This window comes from Herbaspirillum sp. CF444 (genome assembly GCF_000282135.1).
Lineage (GTDB): Bacteria > Pseudomonadota > Gammaproteobacteria > Burkholderiales > Burkholderiaceae_D > Herbaspirillum.
Window position 1 is genome coordinate 1 of record NZ_AKJW01000004.1, and the last position, 19247, is coordinate 19247.

Consider the following 19247-nt stretch of genomic DNA (forward strand, 5'->3'; position numbering starts at 1 on the left):
GAGCAGGCCTTTTTTCTTTTTGAGAAGCAAAAAATGCGGAGAGGAGAGAGTCGCCTGTGAGCTCTCCGCGGGGCTCGAAGGAATTATTTCTTGGCGATGTTGTTGCGCCGTCCAGGGCGTTTGCGTACATCCTGTTCCCTAGGAAAACGGGATTTTTTGCCTTGTTTTTATTAGAATAAAATGCTGTTTTACGATGTCATATTTTCTATGTTATTTTGGAACAAATTTCAACAAACTTGACTTGATATCTGTTTAGGGCTCTAGTGAGAGAAGTCTCCGAAGAAGACACATATTTAATGTCGATATGAACGCACTTCACGCCATTAAGAGGCATTTTCCTTCGCGAGGAAATATCGGAAAACAAATGAATCCGGGCCTTTTCCGACGAGATTGAAGAGATACGAAGTCGAATGAGGATTAAAGGCTGAACAAACGGAAGGAGTGTAGCGCCTGACTACGCCGGGTTCATGAACCTTTTTACGCATCGGCGCGCAGCAGTTGCGTAGACTAAGTCGGGCGGTGGAGCTGCCGGCACCGATTTCGGACAACAAGAAAAAGACGAAATGCAGCACCGCACGAAGAACAAATCGGACGCAACGTACATAACGAACAGAATAATCAGTTTCTTGTAAAACGGATTTTCAGCGGACAAAGAACCAGTGCAGGGTGCAGGAATTTCAGTGAACGTCAGCACGGCGCCCCCGATAAACTGTTTAAGCTTCATCGAAATTCATCATTACGATGCCGATATTAAACAAGAAAAAATCGTCCATTGCGAATGCCGGTGTTTTCTTCTTTTTCGCCATGTTGTTGTCGATTGGAGTCGCAGCCGTCTCTTGCAGCAGCGCGCGCATTGTTGAAAGGGCGGTCTGGGTTCAACACAGGCATGCTGTTTTGCAGCGTCCTGACGAGACGCATTCGACCTTGCTCAATCTGGTTGCCGGCGTACTCGCCGGTCGTCATGAGTATCTGCTTGGCTTCGGGGGGGATCGTACGGCGCTGTCTGGCATGCTGGAAGGCTTGCGCGCCCTGCAAATCGACAAGCGGACGCAACTGGACAGGCTGGTGCAACTGAGCGGGAACATCGCCAGGCGCGTGGAGCTTGCGCGCACCTTGCTGGAATCCGGCAAGAACGCCCGGATCGACGGCATTCATTTCCATGTGCGCGATCCGAGCGAGGATATCCGTAAGCAGTTCGTGCAACTCAAGAGCGCGGAAAACGCCTTGCTGGAGCAACGTTCCGTCGAAACGAAAAAAAGCATCGACTGGGCCATTTTTTCCATCCTCAGCGGCAGTGTCGTCGGCCTGGTGATTCTGCTGGTCGTCTACCTGCGTCTCAAGCGGGAGATGCGGCGCAGCAGGGAAGCGCAGCTCAAGGCCCGGATCTATGCGGCAGAACTCGACAATCTGTACAACCAGGCGCCTTGCGGCTATCACTCCATTGACGAGGAGAGCGGATTGATCGTGCAAATGAACGACACCGAACTGGCCTGGCTCGGCTACACTCGCGAGCAAGTGATCGGCAAGCTGAAGCAGGCCGATCTGCTGACACCGGAAAGCGCCGAGCGTTATCGGTTGGAGGTGTGGCCGCGCTTCCAGCGCGACAAATCGATCAGCAACGTCGACCTCGACTACCGCCGCGCCGACGGGACGCATTTTTCGACGCTGATGAGCGCAGGTACGGCACGGCATCCCGACACCGGCCTGGCGGTCAGTCGCAATATGATTGACGACATCTCGGCGCGCAAGCAGATGGAGCGCGAAATGGACGCGCTCAACGCCGATCTCAGGCGTCATGCCCAGCATCTGAGCAACATCAACAAGGAACTGGAGAGCTTTTCGTATTCGGTCTCGCACGACTTGCGGGCGCCGCTGCGGGCGATCTCGGGCTACGCCATGATGGTCGAAGAAGACTATGCGCAGGCGCTGGACGATAAAGGAAGAGAACTGCTGCAAGTCATCTGCAGGAACGTCAAAAAGATGGATGGGCTGATCAACGACTTGTTGCGTCTGTCCAGGTCAAGCACGGGTGAGTTGAAGCCGGCGAAGGTGCCCACGCGCGAGGTCGTCGAACACTGCGTCAAGGGATTGCAGCGCGAGTACGGCAATGTTGAATTCATCATCGGGCCGCTCGACGACGTCGTCGCCAATCGCGCTCTGCTGGCCGAGGTATGGGAAAACCTGCTTGGCAATGCCGTCAAGTTCAGTAGCAGGCAAGCCCGGCCGGAGGTCAGGGTCAGCGCCAAGGGCACGCCGGAGGAAGTGGTGTTTCAGGTGAGCGACAACGGCGTCGGATTTGACATGCGTTATGTCCACAAACTCTTCGGCACGTTTCAGCGTCTGCACAGGCAGGACGATTTCCCCGGCAGCGGCATCGGCCTGGCGTTGGTGCAACGCATCGTCGTCAGGCATAACGGGCGTGTCTGGGCCGAAAGCGTGCCGGGCGAGGGCGCCAGCTTCTATTTTTCGCTGCCGAGAACACCGCCGGATTTGCATGAATCGACCATGGTGGCGCGATGATGCTGCTCCGTGACGACTTTTTACGAAAGCCGATTTTATGAGCATCCCCCTCCGGGTTCTGTTTGTCGAAGACATGGAAGAAGACGTGATCCTGATGGTTCGCGAGCTCAAGCGCGGCGGTTTCGAACCGACCTGGAAGCGGGTCGATACCGAACCCGACATGGAAGCCGCCATGCGCGATAAATGGGATATCGTCATCTCCGATTATTCGATGCCGATGTTCAGCGCAGTCGCTGCGTTGGAACTGGTCAAACGGCAGCGCGATCAGATTCCCTTCATTATCGTTTCGGGCGCCATCGGCGAGCAGACCGCGGTGGAGGTCATGAAGGCGGGCGCGCAGGATTACTTCCTCAAGAGCAGCATTGCGCGCTTGCCGATTGCGGTCGAACGCGAACTGCGCGATGCACTGGTGCGGCGCAAGCAACGCGCCAGCGCGGCCGCTTTGCGCGAGATGCAGGCGCGCTTTTACGCCTTCATGAATGCCGCGCCGATGCCGGCCTGGATCAAGGACGCCGAGTTGCGCTACCTGTACGTCAATCCGGCGCAATCGGCCTTCTTCGGCATGACGCCGAGCGACATGATCGGTTTGAGCGACTTCGACCTGATGTCCAGCGGCGCCGCACAAAATGCCCAGGAGCAGGATCGCATGGTGCTGGAAAGCAAGCGCGAAATGCACACGCAGGAAACCGTGTTCGACGCCGACCACAATCCGAAGATCATGGACATGGTGCGTTTCCCGATCGGCAGCGACGGCAAAAGTCTTGCGGCGGGTCTGGCGATGGACGTCACCGAGCGCGTCAACTCGCAGAAAGAGCTGGAACACGCCATGGAGCGCCAGAAAATGCTGGCCAGCCGCGTCATCGAAGTGCAGGAGCGCGAGCGCCAGCATCTGGCGCGCGGGCTGCACGACGATGTCGGCCAATCGCTCACCGCGCTGAAGATCAACCTGGAAACCATCAAAAAGACCGGTTCGCTGGAAGGGCCGTCGCTGCAGAACGGCATCGACATCGTGGCTGCGGTATTGTCGCAGGTACGCAGCCTGTCGCTGGATTTGCGGCCGCCGCAGCTCGACAATCTCGGACTGATCGCGACCTTGCGGTCTTACGTCGAGAACAAGTCGACGCTGGCCGGCGTGAAGGGCTGGTTTGAAAGTTCGCCGCTGTCGGTCGAACTGCACCACGACATCGAGAACACCTGCTTTCGCATCGTGCAGGAAGCCGTCACCAACATCCTGCGCCACGCCAACGCCGAGAACATCTGGGTCAGGGTCAGCCAGCGCCAGGATCAATTGAACGTGAGCATCCGCGACGACGGCAAAGGTTTCGACATCGAGAAGGCGCGCAGCAACGCCATCTCAGGCACGAGTTTCGGATTGCTGAATATGGAAGAGCGCGCCGTGCTGGTCGGCGGTACCATGGACATCGCCTCCGCGCCCGGCCAGGGCGTGGAGATCGTTTTGCAATTGCCTGTTGCCCCAGTCATGAGGAGGATTTGAACATGTCGACACGAATTTTGCTGGCGGACGATCATGCATTGGTGCGCAGCGGCATTCGCTCGCTGCTCACGGCCATGCCCGGGATTGAAGTCGTGGCGGAAGCCGACGACGGCAATGCCGCCATCGAGCTCACGGAAAAGCACAAGCCCGACGTCGTCGTGATGGATATCGCAATGAAAGGAATGAATGGCCTGGAAGCCGTGCGGCGTCTGCGCGCCGATCATCCCACCATCAAATTCCTGATGCTGTCGATGTACGGCAGCGAAGAATACGTGATGCAGGCGCTCAATGCCGGCGCCAACGGTTATCTGTTCAAGGATTCGGCGGCTTATGAGCTGGAGAAGGCGCTCATTGAAGTCATCCATGGCCGACAATATCTCGACTCGCACATTTCCAAGGAAGCGCTTGATCTGTACATGAAAAAAGTCACGCAGGACGGTACGCCGGTGGAAGTGCTCACGCCGCGCCAGCGCGAAATCCTGCAGTTGATTGCGGAAGGCAACAATACCAAGGAAATCGCCTATCGCCTCAACGTCAGCGCCAAAACCATCGAGACCCATCGCTCCCAATTGATGGAACGTCTCGAGATTCGCGACGTCCCCGGACTGGTCCGTTACGCCATCCGTACCGGCCTGACGACGTCCGAGAAATAAAGCATGAATCTCGGGAAAATCCTGATAGCGCCCATTGTTGTTTATGCCATAATTAATTCGCCGACCTGATACTGCGAATGTAGTACATCGTTAAATATATGCAGATAAATTCAACGTCGATCATGCCTCTCCACGCTCACGTATGGCATGTCGCAAGCCCGCCGTGTTGCAGCGTGGTGCAGAACCTGATGATGTTTAAAGCTAGTACCCGCAAGAAAGTGATCTGCACATGGAGCAAATGGATATCATGCTGGTGGACGATAGCCCGGAAGTCGCCGAGCTGACGCGCATTGCCCTGGAGACAAAAAAGCTCTCGGACAAGATGACATGGTTCAGCGATGCCGAAGAGGCTGCCGATTTCATGTTCGCCGACAACGGCTACGCCGGCCGCAAGGATCTGCACCCGCGCCTGATTCTTCTCGATCTGCATTTGCCGCTGATGAGCGGGCACGACTTCCTTAAAATGCTCAAATCGAATGTTGCCACGGCGCACATTCCGGTAGTGATGTTCTCTTCCTCGGACGATCAGCGCGACATCGTGCAGAGTTACCAGCTCGGCGCCAACGGCTACCTGATGAAATCAGCCGATCCACGCGAATTCATCGGCACCGTCGCGGACGCAGGGATGTACTGGGTGACCCGGAACAAGCCGGTGCGTTGAACGCCGGATGACAGTGAAGGGGTAATAAAAAATGCAGGCTCAGGCCTGCATTTTTGTTTGATGCACCGATATTCGTACGTGCTTGACAGGCATCAGGAAGGAAACTGACGCAGGCCGTCCAGATCGAGAATGGTGATGCTGCCATAGTCGACTTTCAGCAAGCCGGCTTTTTCCAATACCTGCAAAGCCTGATTGGCGCGCTGGCGCGACGCGCCGGAGAGGTTGCCGACTTCTTCCTGGGAAATTTGCAGTTCCAATCCGATGCCGGGATTGAGGTAAGGATTGAACAGCGCCGCCAGGCAACGCGCCACGCGCGCATCGGGTTCGAGCATGCGATCGTATTCCACCAGGGAAATGAACAATGCCAATCGCTCGTTGAGTTGCGTGACGAGAAAACGATTGAAGGGAATGCTGTTGTCGAGCAACCAGAGATACGTCGCCTTCGGCATGTAGATCAGCTCGCTGTCGCGCAACGCCACCACGTCGTATCTGCGCGGCTCGTCCTTGAGCAGTGAACCTTCGCCGAGCCAGCCGCCGTTGGCCATGCCCGCGAAGGAAACGGTCTTGCCTTCCGGCGAAACGCTGCTCATCTTCAGCAGGCCTTCATGCACGCCTATCCAATGCGTGACCGGATCGCCCTTGTGGCACACGAAGGCGCCGGCGGAAAACTTGCGACTGAATACTTCTGCTTCCACGCGCGCCAATTGTTCGGCGGTCAGCGAGCGCGCCCAGATGGTCTTGTCCAGCATGTCCTTAATCGATGTGTCTCTTGTCATTGGAATGAGTTCTATGATGCGTCGCAATATCAAAAGTTTGACAATTGTCCTGCAATTGTCTGCGAGATGACAACCCTGCCTCTCAACTCACACTACTATCATCGCACAAAAGCAGCGCAACACCGGCTCGCTTACTAGGGTAAACAGCTAGAAAAATAGAGCGTTCCTCAGTAAGTGCGACGTAAGTAACCCGGTTCAGACTGACTTGACACATAGAGACCCCAAACGTTTCGCGGCAAGGCCATACCCGGCGGCAACGAACGTTTATAAATAAAGGTGGGACGATGGTGGAGACAACACAACGTCCAGGAGCGCAGACATTTCCGCAGTTGCTCCTGATGCATGCACAAGCACGCCCGGATCGCCCGGCATTCCGGGAAAAGGATCTCGGCATCTGGCAAACCACGACGTGGGCGCAGGTTGCCGGCGAGGTGAGGGCATTTGCCTGCGGCCTGGCGGCGCTCGGTTTCAAACGCGGCATGAGCCTGGCGATCATCGGCAACAATTGCCCGCGCCTGTATTGGGCGATGTCGGCCACGCAATGCCTGGGCGGCATGCCGGTACCGCTGTATCAGGATGCGCCTGCCGCCGACATGGCCTACGTGCTCAACGATGCAGAAATCGATTTCGTCGTCGCCGAAGACCAGGAGCAGGTCGACAAGGTCTTCGACATCAAACTGAATTTCTCCGAAGGCAGCGAGCGTCCGACGCACATCATCTATGACGACGAGCGTGGCATGCGCAATTATCGCCAGCCCGAACTGTCGTCCTTCGCCGGCGTGCAAGAACTGGGACGCGCCTACGACAAGGCCAATCCATCGTTCTTCATGGACCAGGTCAACGCGCTGACGCCCGACGACATCGCCATCATTCTGTACACCTCCGGCACCACCGGCAAACCAAAAGGCGTATGTCACTCGCACGCGGCGATGATCGCCACCGCGACCACGCTGGTGGAATTCGATCAGCTCAACGATCGCGACGATGTGCTGTGCTACCTGCCGCTGGCCTGGGTCGGCGATTTCCTGTATTCGTTCGCGCAGACCCATGTCGCCGGCTTCTGCCTCAATTGCCCGGAGTCGCCGAGCACGGTCATGACGGACTTGCGCGAGATCGGACCCACTTACTATTTCGCGCCGCCGCGCATCTACGAAAACATCCTCACGCAAGTGATGATCCGCATCGAAGACGCCGGCTGGGTCAAACGCCAACTGTTCCATGGCTTCATGAAGATCGCGCGCCGCGTCGGCATGCGCATTCTGGACAAGAAGCCGGATGTCTCGCTGGGAGATCGCCTGCTGTACGCGCTCGGCCATCTGGTGATTTACGGCCCGCTGAAAAATGTACTCGGCATGTCGCGCATCAGTGTGGCTTACACCGGCGGTGAAGCCATCGGTCCCGATCTGTTCGACTTCTATCGTTCGCTCGGCATCAACCTCAAGCAGCTGTACGGCATGACGGAAACCTGCGTGACGGTGTGCATGCAACCGTCCGGCGACGTCAAGCTCGATACCGTCGGCCGTCCGATGAAGGGCGTCGAGGTCCACATCGACGGCAACGGCGAAGTGCTGGTGCGCTCGCCGGGCTTGATGAAGTCTTACTTCAAGCGTCCCGATGCAACGGCCGAGGCGATCGACGAAAACGGCTATTTCCATACCGGCGACGCCGGCTTCTTCGACACCGACGGCCATCTGAAAATCATCGACCGCGCCAAGGATGTCGGCAAGATGGCTTGCGGTACGATGTTCGCGCCCAAGTACATCGAGAACAAGCTGAAGTTCTTCCCTTTCATCAAGGAAGCGGTCGTCTTCGGCAACCAGCGCGAGCAGTGCACCGCCTTCATCAATATCGACATGGACGCCGTCGGCAACTGGGCCGAGCGCCGCAACCTGGCTTACAGCGGCTACACCGATCTGGCTGCCCATGCCAGCGTGTACCAGCTGATCGCCGAATGCGTGGAAAAGGTGAATGCCGATCTGGTGCAGGATCCTCTGCTGGCCGATTCGCAGGTCCATCGCTTCCTGGTCTTGCACAAGGAACTCGATCCGGACGACGACGAACTCACGCGCACCCGCAAAGTGCGGCGCGGTTTCATCGCCGAAAAATATGCGGTGCTGATCGACGCGCTCTACGCGGGCAAGCAATCGCAGTACATCGAGACGCAGGTGAAGTTCGAAGACGGCCGCCAGGGCATGATCGCGGCCGATCTGAAGATCGCCGACGTCAAGACCTTCGCCAACCTCAATCAAGCGGCATAGGCCTGCATGACCACCATGAAAAGACATATCACGGAAGAAGTGCAGCCGATGGAGCCGCTGCGACAGGATGTTCCGGCGACCGAAGACGGCGGCCGCAAGATCGGCGAGGTCGTGCTGGACCTGCAGAATATTTCCCTGTCCTTCGGCGGCGTCAAGGCGCTGACCGACATCTCGTTCAACGTGCGCGAACATGAGATCCGCGCCATCATCGGTCCCAACGGCGCCGGCAAGAGTTCGATGATCAACGTCATCAACGGCGTCTACCATCCGCAGAAAGGCAGCATCGTTTTTCGCGGCGAACAGCGCCACAGCATGCATCCCAGCAAGGTGGCGCGCCAAGGCATCGCGCGCACCTTCCAGAACATTGCGTTGTTCAAGGGCATGACCGTGCTCGACAACATCATGACCGGGCGCAACACCAAGATGCATTCCAGCTTTCTCGCCAATGCAATCTGGTGGGGCAAGGCGCGCAACGAAGAAATCCTGCATCGGCACAAAGTCGAAGAGGTGATCGACTTCCTCGAAATCCAGCACATCCGCAAGACGCCGGTGGGACGCCTGCCTTACGGCCTGCAAAAACGCGTCGAGCTGGCGCGCGCGCTGGCGGCCGAACCGAGCATGCTGCTGCTGGACGAACCGATGGCCGGCATGAACGTGGAAGAGAAGCAGGACATGTGCCGCTTCATCCTCGACGTCAACGAACAGTTCGGCACCACCATCGTGCTGATCGAGCACGACATGGGCGTGGTGATGGACATCTCGGATCGCGTGGTCGTGCTCGACTACGGCAAGAAGATCGGCGATGGCACGCCGGACGAAGTGATGGCCAATCCGGAAGTGATCAAGGCCTATCTCGGCACATCACACTAAACGCACTAAATCCAGCGTACAGAACAAGCGGAGAACGCAGATGCAATTTTTCTTTGAAGTGACGCTCAGCGGTTTGCTGTCCGGCCTGATGTATTCGCTGGTGGCGCTGGGTTTCGTGCTGATCTACAAGGCCTCGGGCGTGTTCAACTTTGCCCAGGGGGCGATGGTGTATTTCGCCGCGCTGGCCGTGGTCGGGCTGATGGAGAAGGGCATGCCGATGTGGGCGGCCATCATCGGCGCCTTCGTGGTGATGATCCTGGTGGGGCTGGCGACCGAACGTTTCGTCTTGCGCAAGCTGGTCAATCAGCCGCCGATCACCTTGTTCATGGCGACCATCGGTCTGGCGTTTTTCCTGGAGGGGTTGGGGCCTTTGCTGTTCGGCAGCGAAGTGCGCGCCATCGATCTGGGCATCGTCGACGAACCGATCATGTCCATCATGGACAGCATCGGTATCGGCATTTCCAAGTTCGATCTGTTTGCTTCGGGCATGGTGATTGCGCTGGTGTCGCTGCTGGCTTTGTTCTTTCAACGCACCAAGGTCGGCCGCGCCTTGCGCGCCGTCGCCGACGATCACCAGGCGGCGTTGTCGCTGGGGATTCCGCTGCAGCATATCTGGGCGGTGGTGTGGGGCGTGGCCGGATTCGTCGCGCTGGTGGCCGGCTTGCTGTGGGGGTCGCGCAATGGCGTGCAGTTCGCGCTGACCATGACGGCGTTGAAGGCATTGCCGGTGCTGATCCTGGGCGGCTTCACCTCGATCCCCGGGGCGATTGTCGGCGGCCTGATTATCGGCGCGTCGGAGAAGCTGGCCGAGATTTATATCCCGCCCGTCTTGCAGGATCTGTTCGGCGGCAACTTCGGCGGTATCGAGGGCTGGTTCCCTTATGTGTTCGCGTTGCTGTTCCTGCTGGTGCGCCCGGAGGGATTGTTCGGCGAGCGGCATATCGACCGGGTTTAAGGAACATGTTTCAGTACAGTAAATAACGCCTTTGTCATTCCTGCGAACGCAGGAATCCAGCGTCGTTCGACACATTGGAGTGATTGGAAAAAACGACACCGGGTCCCAACGTGCGCTGGGACGACGGGGGTAAAAATAGAGAGGGTGAGACACATCGCTGATTTGATGACTGCGAGCGGCTCATCTGACGGAGACACAGGAGAAACACTATGCTTTATCGTGAGGCCGGGCAGTTCAAGACATCATACATCGCCGACAGCCAGATTTTTCCGATCCGGCAGGATCGCATCGGCATGGCGATCCTGCTGGCGATTGCCTTCGTCGGCATTCCGCTGATCGGCAGCGAGTATTGGTTCTCGGCGATCCTGATTCCTTTCCTGGTGTTTGCGCTGGCGGCGCTGGGGTTGAATATCCTGACCGGTTATGCCGGCCAGTTGTCGCTCGGTTCGGCGGCTTTCATGGCGGTGGGTGCTTATGCCGCTTATAACTTCCAGCTGCGCATCGAGGGCATTCCCATCCTGCTGTCCTTCATTCTCGCCGGCGGTTGCGCCGCGCTGGTGGGCATCGTGTTCGGCCTGCCGTCGTTGCGCATCAAGGGCTTCTATCTGGCGGTGGCGACGCTGGCGGCGCAGTTTTTCGTGGTGTGGGCGCTGACCAAGTTTTCCTGGTTTTCCAACAACAGCTCGTCGGGCGTGATCAGCACGCAGAAGATCGATTTCTTCGGCATCGACATCAACTCGCCGGTGAAAAAATACCTGTTCGTGCTCGGCATCGTCTGCGTGATGGCGCTGCTGGCCAAGAACCTGGTGCGCTCGTCGACCGGCCGTGCCTGGATGGCGGTGCGCGACATGGACGTGGCGGCGGAAGTGATCGGCATCCAGCTGATGCGCACCAAGCTGCTGGCGTTTGCAGTGAGTTCGTTTTTCTGTGGCGTGGCAGGCGCGCTGTATGCGTTCTGCTACCTCGGTTCGGTGGAGCCGGACGGTTTCTCGCTGGACTTGTCGTTCCGCATCCTGTTCATGATCATCATCGGCGGCGTGGGCAGCATACTCGGCGCTTTCCTCGGTTCGGCCTTCATCCTGCTGCTGCCGATCTTCCTCGACAACGTGTTGCCGCCGCTGGCGTCTTTCCTGCACCTGCCGTTCACCAATGCGACGGTGTCGCACATCCAGCTCATGCTGTTCGGCGGCCTGATCATTTTCTTCCTGATTGTTGAGCCGCATGGGCTGGCGCGCCTGTGGCAGATCACCAAGGAGAAGCTGCGCCTGTGGCCGTTCCCGCACTAATGTTTTGCAGAAGTAAAACGATGCGCGCAAGAAAAGCGCGCACATGGGTAAAACTACACAAGGAGACACGTATGAAAAACATCAAACAGCTGGTGCTTGCCGCGACCGTTGCTGCAAGCCTGTTGGCCCCGGCGCTACCGGCGACGGCGCAAAGCAACGATCAGTTCATCGCGATTCCGAGCTATCGCGTCGGCCCCTACGGCACCAACGGCCAATCGTATTACGGCGGCTATGTCGACTACCTCAACTACGTCAATCTCAAGGACGGCGGCGTCAACGGCGTCAAGCTGTCGTGGGAAGAGTGCGAGACCGAGTACAACAACGCCAAGGGCGTGGAGTGCTACGAGCGCATGAAGAACAAGAATACCGTTACCAAGGGCACCGCCATCAATCCGATGGCGACCGGGATTTCCTACGCGCTGATCGACAAGAGCGCCGAGGACAAGGTACCGCTGCTGATGATCGGCTACGGCCGCACCGATGCGGTGGACGGCTCGGTGTTTCCGTATGCCTTCCCGCTGGTGACGACCTATCAGATGCAGGTGTCGGCCATCGTCAAATATCTCGCGACCAAGAACGGCGGCTCGCTGAGCGGCAAGAAGATCGTGTTCCTGTACCACGACTCGGCTTACGGCAAGGAACCGATCGTGGCGCTGGAGGCGGAAGCCAGCATCGGCAAGTTCAAGCTGGTGGAAATTCCCGTGGCGCATCCCGGCAACGAGCAGGGTGCGCAGTGGCTGAAGATTCGTCAGGAGAATCCCGACTATGTGATTTTCTGGGGCTGGGGCGTGATGAACCAGACCGCGCTGAAGGCGGCGCAAAAGGTTGGTTTTGCGCGCGACAAGATCATCGGTTCGTGGTGGGCCGGCTCTGAGGAAGACACCATTCCCGCCGGCGACGCCGCCAAGGGCTATCTGAGCGCGACCTGGAACGTGGCCGGCAAGGGCGTGCCGCTGATCGCCGATATCGAGAAGGTGGTCTACGGCGCCGGCAAGGGCAACCTGCAGGACAAGAACAAGATCGGTTCGGTGCTGTACAACCGCGGCGTCTCTGCGGCGCTGGCAACAGTTGAAGCCGTTCGCACGGCGCAAGGCAAATTCGGCAAAAAGGTCATGAGCGGCGAAGACGTGCGCTGGGGCCTGGAAAACCTGAACATCACCAACGCCCGTCTGCAACAGCTCGGCGCGACCGGCCTGCTGCCCGAGATCAAGACTTCCTGCGACAACCACGAGGGTTCCGGCAAGGTCAAGATCCAGCAATGGGACGGCAGCAAGTGGGTGCTGGTGTCGGACTGGATCGAAGGCAACAAGAACCTGATCCACCCGCTGTTCAAGGCATCGGCCGCCAAGTATGCAAAAGAGAAGGGTATTACCCCAGCCTGCATGAAGTAAAAACAGGCCTTGGCGTCGGCGTGTTGAAGTGTGTCGGGCGCGCCGACGCTTTTTTGAAAAGATAGTCTGAAAACAGGCAGGTAAAGCCGGAGCAAGCATGGGTACAGCACTGAACATCAACAACATCGAAGTCATTTACGACCACGTGATCCTGGTCCTCAAGGGCGTGTCGCTGGCGGTGCCGGAAGGCAAGATCGTGGCGCTGCTGGGCGCCAACGGCGCGGGCAAGAGCACCACGCTCAAGGCGATTTCCAACCTGCTGACGGCCGAGCGCGGCGACGTCACGAAGGGCAGCATCGAATTCAAGGGCGAGCGCGTCGACCAATTGACGCCGAACGATCTGGTCAAGCGCGGCGTGATCCAGGTGATGGAAGGGCGGCATTGTTTCGGCCACCTGACCGTGGAAGAGAACCTGCTGACCGGCGCCTATACGCGCAACATCAGCAACGCCGAAGTGAAGCAGGAACTGGAAAAGATCTACGACTATTTCCCGCGCCTGAAGGTGCGCCGCAAGTCGCAATCCGGCTACACCTCCGGCGGCGAACAGCAGATGACGGCCATCGGCCGCGCCATGATGGCCAAGCCGTCGATGATCCTGCTCGACGAGCCGTCGATGGGACTGGCGCCGCAGATCGTGGAAGAAATTTTCGAGATCGTCAAAGACCTCAACACCAAGGAAAACGTCTCCTTCCTGCTGGCGGAACAGAACACCATGGTGGCGCTGCGCTATGCCGATTTCGGCTACATCCTGGAAAACGGCCGCGTGGTGATGGAAGGCGCGGCCAATGACCTGGCCACCAACGAAGACGTCAAGGAGTTCTATCTCGGCGTTTCGGCGGCGGGACGCAAGAATTTCCGCGACATGAAGTTTTACAGACGACGCAAGCGCTGGCTGGCCTGACGCCGGTGCACGACAGCCATCCTTGCCGCACTTTTTCTTTCCGCCTACGCATACGGTATCTTCATGTCCGATATTCTCGACTCTCTGGAACAACGCGATCCGCAACAGCGCGAGGCTGCGCTCATGCGTGCTTTACCGGATCTGGTGACGCGCGCGCAGGGCGCCGAAGGCTGGAATCGCATCCTCAAAGGCGTCAGTCCCGGCGACATCCGCGACCGGTCTGGGCTGGCGCAATTGCCGGTCACGCGCAAGTCGGATCTGAAGGATTTGCAGAGCGCCACGGCGCCGTTCGGCGGACTTAACACCACGCCGCATCGGCAGTTGCGGCGCCTGTTCGTTTCGCCGGGACCGATTTTCGATCCCGAAGGACATCAGCTCGACTGGTGGCGCTTCGAGCGGCCGATGCGCGCGCTGGGGCTGCGCGCGGGACACATCATCCAGAACTGCTTCTCCTACCATTTCACGCCGGCGGCTTTCATGGCCGAGGGCGCGGCGGCCAAGATCGGTTGCGCGGTGATTCCGTCGGGCATCGGCCAGACCGAGCTGCAGGTGCAGGCCATGGCGGCACTCAAGCCGGATGCCTATGTCGGCACGCCGTCCTTTCTCAAGATCATCATCGAAAAAGCGCAGGAAATGGGCGTCGCCCTCGACAGCCTGCAACGCGCGCTGGTCAGCGCCGAAGCCTTGCCGCCATCGCTGCGCAGCTGGTTTCATGAACACGGCGTACCCAATGTGCTGCAACTGTATGCCTCGGCCGACATCGGCAATATCGCCTATGAATCGATCAGCGACGGCAAGGTCAATCCGGGCATGATCCTCGATGAAGACCTGATCCTGGAAATCGTGCGTCCCGGCACCGGCGATCCGGTCAAACCGGGCGAGGTCGGCGAAGTGGTGGTGACGTCCTTCAATCCTGACTATCCGCTGATCCGTTTCGGCACCGGCGATCTCTCGGCGGTGCTGGACGGCATCTCGCCGTGTGGACGCACCAATACGCGCATCAAGGGCTGGATGGGACGCGCGGACCAGACGACCAAGGTGCGCGGCATGTTCGTGCATCCCTCGCAAGTGGCGGAGATCACTCGCCGTCACGGATTGATCCTGAAGGCGCGCCTGGTGGTCAGCGGCGAAATGGCCAATGACAGCATGACGCTGCATTGCGAAACCATGGACATGGATGGTGCGGTGGCGCAGGCGGGGGCGATTGCCGACAGCGTGCGCGACATCACCAAATTGCGCGGAGAAGTGCTGTTTGCGGCGCCGGGGAGTTTGCCCAACGACGGCAAGGTCATCGAGGACGCGCGCAAGTACGAATGACGCCGCTTGGAGCCGCTAACAAAACGCCGCTGGCGGCGTCGCTTCTCCCGGTTCTACTTAACGTAACTAAGGTACTTTCGTACTGTCTGCGTCGGCGCGCCTTGCCACCGACGTTTTGTTAGCGGCTCTTAGTTTGGATCGGTCTTGACGACGGTCAGGCGAGCAATCAGAAATTCGCCGTCGATTACCTTGCGAAACGGTACGCCGGTAGCTTCGAACCCGGGGCCGCCGCGTTCTATCCAGGTTTGTGCGACGGTGTCGAAGGTGGCAACGTCCATGCCCAGCATCTGAGACGAGAGCACGAATTGTGCGCCTTGCTTCTGTCTTTTGACGATATCTTCCAGTTTTGCCATGTGCGTTCCTTTTGTTCCAAGGCTTGTTTTGGGCTGGATGATAACGTAAGCGCAGGCCCGAAAGCGGTAATTCCGAGGTATTTCCCGGCGGCAGTATCGGTGACTTGGTCCGGCCGGCTGTGTATAATGACGCGCGGGTGTTGCCAAGGCGGCATCCTCCAGAGCGGACCCGGTCCGGTCCGCCGACGGTAGCATTGCTATAGGGCGAACGCGAGTTCGCCTTTTTTCTTATTTGATGTCATTTGTTTGTGATTTCGTGATCGGCTGACCAATGTTTGAATTTATCCGTAACCATCAGCGCTTGATGCAATTCCTGCTGCTGCTGTTTATTTTCCCGTCCTTCGCGTTCTTCGGCCTGGAAGGCTACAGCCGTTTCTCCGATGGCGACAATGCCGTGGCCAAAGTGGCCGGGCAGACCATCACCAAGGAAGAATGGGACGCCGCCCAGCGCCAGCAGCTGGAGCGCCTGCGCCAGATGTCCGGCGGCCAGATCGACACCAAGGTGTTCGATACGCCGGAAGCGCGCCGCGACGTGCTGGAAAGCCTGATCGCCCAGCGCGCGCTGGCGGCGGCAGTCGTCAACGACAAGCTGGGCGTGACGGATCAGGCCTTGCAGCAGAACATCATGCAGATTCCCGGTCTGATCAAGCCGGACGGCACGTTCGACAAGGAACAGTACAACATGCTGCTGGCCGCCCAGGGCCTGACGCCCAAGGGATATGAAGCCAGCCAGCGCCGCGCGCTGGCGTTGCAGCAGCTCAATTTCGCCGTGCAGGGCAGCGCCTTCGCGCCGAAGGCCGTGTCTGCCCGCCTGTCGGACCTGAACGACCAGGAGCGCTCGGTGCAGGAGCTGTCGTTCAAGGCGGTGTCTTACGTCGGCCAGGTCAAGGTGACCGACGACATGCTCAAGGCTTACTACGACAAGAACGGCAGCAAGTTCGAGGTGCCCGAACAAGCCAAAATCGACTACGTGATTCTTGACAGCGCCGCCGTGGCCGCGCAGGTCAGCGTGTCCGACGCCGACATCAAGTCTTACTACGATCAGAACCTGAAGCAGTATTCGACCGACGAACAACGCCGCGCCAGCCACATCCTGCTGGAAGTCAAGAAGGGCGCGTCCGCTGCCGACAAAGCCGCCATCAAGGCAAAGGCGGATGAACTGGTCGCGCAACTGCGCAAAAATCCGGGCGATTTCGCCAAGCTGGCCAAGGCCAACTCCCAGGATCCAGGTTCCAAGGATCAGGGCGGCGACCTCGGTTTCTTCGGCAAGGGCGCCATGCTCAAGTCGTTTGAAGATGCAGCTTACAAGCTCAAGCAAGGCGAGATCAGTGATCCGGTCGAGTCCGACTTCGGTTACCACATCATCCAGTTGACCGGCATCAAGGCCGGCAGCGTCAAATCGCTGGATGAAGTCAAAGGCGAAATCGCCGGCGAAATCAAGAAGCAGCTGGCCGCCAAGAAGTATGCCGAACTGGCCGACATCTTCAACAATACCGTCTACGAACAGGGCGACAGCCTGAAGCCGGTGGCCGACAAGCTCAAGCTGAAGATCGAAACGGTCGCCGGCGTGACGCGTTTGCCGAATCCGACGCTGGCGCCGAATACGCCATACAACAATCCCAAGTTCCTGAAGGCGCTGTTCACGGACGACACCATCAAGGGCAAGCACAATACGGAAGCGGTGCAAATCGCCCCGACCACGCTGATCGCCGGCCATATCGCGGAATACAAGCCGGTCACCAAGCGTCCGTTTGACGACGTCAAGAACCTGGTGCGCGAGCTGGTGACGCAAGACGAAGCCATGGCGCTGGCCAGAAAAGCCGGCGAAGCCAAGCTGGCGGAACTGAAGGGCAAAGACGATGCCGCCGGTTTCGGCGACGTCAAGGTGGCTTCCCGCGTGAAGACCCAGGGCTGGAACCAGGATGCCTTCCTGGCCGTCATGAAGGCCGATACCGCCAAGTTGCCTGCCTACACCGGCGTGGAACTGCCGGGCCAGGGTTACAGCGTGTTCCGCGTGACCAAGGTGGCGCAACCGGCAACTCCTGATGCGGCCCGTCGCAAGACCGAGCAGGAGCAGATCGCCAACGTGCTGGCCGAGCAGGAAATGCTGTCCTACATCAACTTCCAGAAGGAAAAGGCGAAGACCAAGATCCTGAAGGCCGGCGAAGCTGTTACGGCGGGTGCCTCGGGCAGCAAATCCGCCGATGCGTCGAAGTAAGGCAATGATGTAAATCATTTGCACCAGCATGCAAACGGATGCGCCTCGGGACACAAGGAACGCCGCGCATCAGGTAAAAAAGGCCGCTTATGCGGCCTTTTTTCATGCACCGGGACATGCCGGGGAACGTACAATGGAAGCTCATCCTCGTCTTTGAAACGCGCCAATGTCTGCCTCAGCCATAGCCTCAACCTCTTCCTCGGCCCCTTCTTCGGCGCCGGTCCTGATCATCCACACGGGCGACCCCAACGACGACCTCAGGCATTCTTACGGCAGCTATGCCGCGCAATTGCAGCAAGCAGCAGGCCTGAGGGATGACGAGACCGAAATTGTGTCGGTGTTCCAGGGGCAGTATCTGCGCGAACCCGACCGGTATCGCGCGGTGCTGATTACCGGTTCGCCGACCATGGTGACCGATCTGGTGGAGTGGAGCGAACGGACCGCGGCGTGGCTGCGCCGTGCCGCGCAACGGCAGTTGCCGATGTTCGGCGTGTGCTACGGCCATCAGCTGTTGTCGCATGCCTTCGGCGGCAAGGTGGGTTATAACCCGGCCGGACGCGTGGCCGGGACCATGACCGTCAAAAAACATCCGGTCGCCGCTGACGAACATTTGCTGCACGAGGCGCCGGATAGTTTCCCCGCGCACATGCTGCATTCGCAGGTGGTATTGGAGCCGCCTCCGGGCGCGACCGTGCTGGCCAGTTCGCCGATGGACCCGCATCATATGCTGCGTCTGGCGCCGAACATCTTCTCGGCGCAGTTCCATCCCGAATTCAGCAGCGACTTCGTCAAGGCCCACCTGGCCTGGTATCGCGAGATCTACAGCAAGTGCGGCATCGACACCGACGTCATGGCGGAGCAGGTCAGCGATACGCCGCAATCGGCGGCGATCTTGCGCCGCTTTTTATACTTGCACGCTTAATAGTTATTTGAGCAGCGGCTTGAGATACGGCCAGACGTTATCCAGCAGATTGGATTGCGCCTGTTCGTTCGGATGCATGCGATCGGCCTGGAACATGGCCGGCTTGTCGGCGATGTCTTTCATGAAGAACGGCACCAGCGCGGTCTTGTTCTGTCTGGCCGCCGCCGGGAACAACTGGGCGAACTTGCCGGCGTAGTCGGCGCCGTAGTTCGGCGGGATCTGCATGCCCACCAGCAGCACCTTGGCTTTGGCCTGTTTCGACATGTCGATCAGCGCCTGCAGGTTGCTTTGCGTGGCGCTCAGTTGCAGGCCGCGCAGCGCGTCGTTGGCGCCGAGTTCGATGATCACGATGTCCGGCGCGTGTTTGCTGAGCAGGGCGGGCAGGCGGGTTTTGCCGCCGATGGTGGTTTCGCCGCTGATGCTGGCGTTGACGATGGCGGTGACTATCTTTTCCTGCTGCAGGCGTTTGTCGAGCAGCGCCACCCAGCCGCTGCCGCGCGTGAGGCCGTATTCCGCCGACAGGCTGTCGCCGAGCACGAGCAGGGTTTTTGGTGCAGAATAGGCGCTCGCCGCCAGCATCAGCAAGGGCATCGCCAGCAGCGCAGCGAGCAGCCGGCGCCATGAGCGGCCTTGCATCGCCGTATTGCGCGTGCTTATGTTCATGCTCTTCT

Annotated in this window: 17 protein-coding genes; 13 read left to right on the forward strand and 4 right to left on the reverse strand. The window is 58.9% G+C overall.

The genetic code is table 11. The features are described 5' to 3' along the window. Positions 1–713: 713 nt before the first annotated feature. Positions 714–854 carry a hypothetical protein gene (locus PMI16_RS26360; RefSeq protein ID WP_237719752.1) on the reverse strand — a complete coding sequence of 47 codons (141 nt, stop codon included), beginning with the start codon at positions 852–854 and terminating at the stop codon, positions 714–716. Here PMI16_RS26360 and PMI16_RS00035 point away from each other — a divergent pair. The 4 genes from PMI16_RS00035 to PMI16_RS00050 all read left to right on the forward strand — a co-directional run bounded on the left by PMI16_RS00035 (position 805) and on the right by PMI16_RS00050 (position 5329). Beyond that, entirely contained in the window at positions 805–2520 is a 1716-nt protein-coding gene (locus tag PMI16_RS00035; protein ID WP_272942458.1) for a sensor histidine kinase, read from the forward strand. The two genes, PMI16_RS26360 and PMI16_RS00035, sit on opposite strands and share 50 nt — an antisense overlap. A gap of 37 nt (positions 2521–2557) precedes the next feature. After that, positions 2558–4015 (forward strand): hybrid sensor histidine kinase/response regulator, encoded by a 1458-nt coding sequence (locus tag PMI16_RS00040; RefSeq protein ID WP_007875163.1) that lies wholly within the window; start codon positions 2558–2560, stop codon positions 4013–4015. Between the two features lie 2 nt (positions 4016–4017). Beyond that, positions 4018–4668 carry a response regulator gene (locus PMI16_RS00045; RefSeq protein WP_007875165.1) on the forward strand — a complete coding sequence of 217 codons (651 nt, stop codon included), beginning with the start codon at positions 4018–4020 and terminating at the stop codon, positions 4666–4668. A 229-nt stretch (positions 4669–4897) separates the two neighbouring features. Next, a complete protein-coding gene (locus PMI16_RS00050; protein WP_007875166.1) occupies positions 4898–5329 on the forward strand; it encodes a response regulator in 432 nt (143 codons plus the stop codon). A gap of 92 nt (positions 5330–5421) precedes the next feature. On the opposite strand, the gene PMI16_RS00055 is transcribed toward PMI16_RS00050, so the two are convergent. Then, entirely contained in the window at positions 5422–6078 is a 657-nt protein-coding gene (locus PMI16_RS00055) for a Crp/Fnr family transcriptional regulator (RefSeq protein WP_007875169.1), read from the reverse strand. 311 nt (positions 6079–6389) lie between these two features. Here PMI16_RS00055 and PMI16_RS00060 point away from each other — a divergent pair, with 311 nt between their 5' ends. The 7 genes from PMI16_RS00060 (at position 6390) to PMI16_RS00090 (ending at position 15083) form a co-directional block, all read left to right on the forward strand. Beyond that, positions 6390–8363 carry an AMP-dependent synthetase/ligase gene (locus PMI16_RS00060; RefSeq protein WP_007875172.1) on the forward strand — a complete coding sequence of 658 codons (1974 nt, stop codon included), beginning with the start codon at positions 6390–6392 and terminating at the stop codon, positions 8361–8363. Between the two features lie 48 nt (positions 8364–8411). Further along, the gene (locus tag PMI16_RS00065) at positions 8412–9233 is read left to right on the forward strand and encodes an ABC transporter ATP-binding protein (RefSeq protein WP_443134881.1); all 822 of its coding nucleotides are present in this window, start codon (positions 8412–8414) and stop codon (positions 9231–9233) included. A 40-nt stretch (positions 9234–9273) separates the two neighbouring features. After that, the gene (locus tag PMI16_RS00070; RefSeq protein ID WP_007875174.1) at positions 9274–10188 is read left to right on the forward strand and encodes a branched-chain amino acid ABC transporter permease; all 915 of its coding nucleotides are present in this window, start codon (positions 9274–9276) and stop codon (positions 10186–10188) included. Between the two features lie 209 nt (positions 10189–10397). Next, entirely contained in the window at positions 10398–11474 is a 1077-nt protein-coding gene (locus tag PMI16_RS00075; protein WP_007875175.1) for a branched-chain amino acid ABC transporter permease, read from the forward strand. 71 nt (positions 11475–11545) lie between these two features. Next, positions 11546–12865, forward strand: coding sequence for an ABC transporter substrate-binding protein (locus tag PMI16_RS00080; protein ID WP_007875176.1), 1320 nt, complete (start codon positions 11546–11548; stop codon positions 12863–12865). 97 nt (positions 12866–12962) lie between these two features. Beyond that, on the forward strand, positions 12963–13766 hold the full coding sequence (locus PMI16_RS00085) for an ABC transporter ATP-binding protein (protein WP_007875177.1): 804 nt from the start codon (positions 12963–12965) through the stop codon (positions 13764–13766). A gap of 63 nt (positions 13767–13829) precedes the next feature. Further along, the gene (locus PMI16_RS00090) at positions 13830–15083 is read left to right on the forward strand and encodes a phenylacetate--CoA ligase family protein (RefSeq protein WP_007875178.1); all 1254 of its coding nucleotides are present in this window, start codon (positions 13830–13832) and stop codon (positions 15081–15083) included. A gap of 128 nt (positions 15084–15211) precedes the next feature. Here the strand turns inward: PMI16_RS00090 and PMI16_RS00095 are convergent, their stop codons facing one another. Further along, positions 15212–15436, reverse strand: a complete 225-nt coding sequence (locus PMI16_RS00095; RefSeq protein ID WP_007875179.1) for a hypothetical protein — start codon at positions 15434–15436, stop codon at positions 15212–15214. Positions 15437–15707: 271 nt separating this feature from the next. On the opposite strand from PMI16_RS00095, the gene PMI16_RS00100 reads away from it, so the two are divergent. Both PMI16_RS00100 and PMI16_RS00105 read left to right on the forward strand, forming a co-directional pair. Beyond that, complete coding sequence (locus tag PMI16_RS00100) at positions 15708–17654, forward strand: SurA N-terminal domain-containing protein (RefSeq protein ID WP_007875180.1); 1947 nt, start codon at positions 15708–15710, stop codon at positions 17652–17654. A gap of 166 nt (positions 17655–17820) precedes the next feature. Continuing rightward, positions 17821–18576 carry a glutamine amidotransferase gene (locus tag PMI16_RS00105; RefSeq protein WP_007875181.1) on the forward strand — a complete coding sequence of 252 codons (756 nt, stop codon included), beginning with the start codon at positions 17821–17823 and terminating at the stop codon, positions 18574–18576. A 3-nt stretch (positions 18577–18579) separates the two neighbouring features. Here PMI16_RS00105 and PMI16_RS00110 read toward each other — a convergent pair whose 3' ends face one another. After that, entirely contained in the window at positions 18580–19212 is a 633-nt protein-coding gene (locus PMI16_RS00110; RefSeq protein ID WP_007875182.1) for an arylesterase, read from the reverse strand. Between the last annotated feature and the right edge of the window lie 35 nt (positions 19213–19247).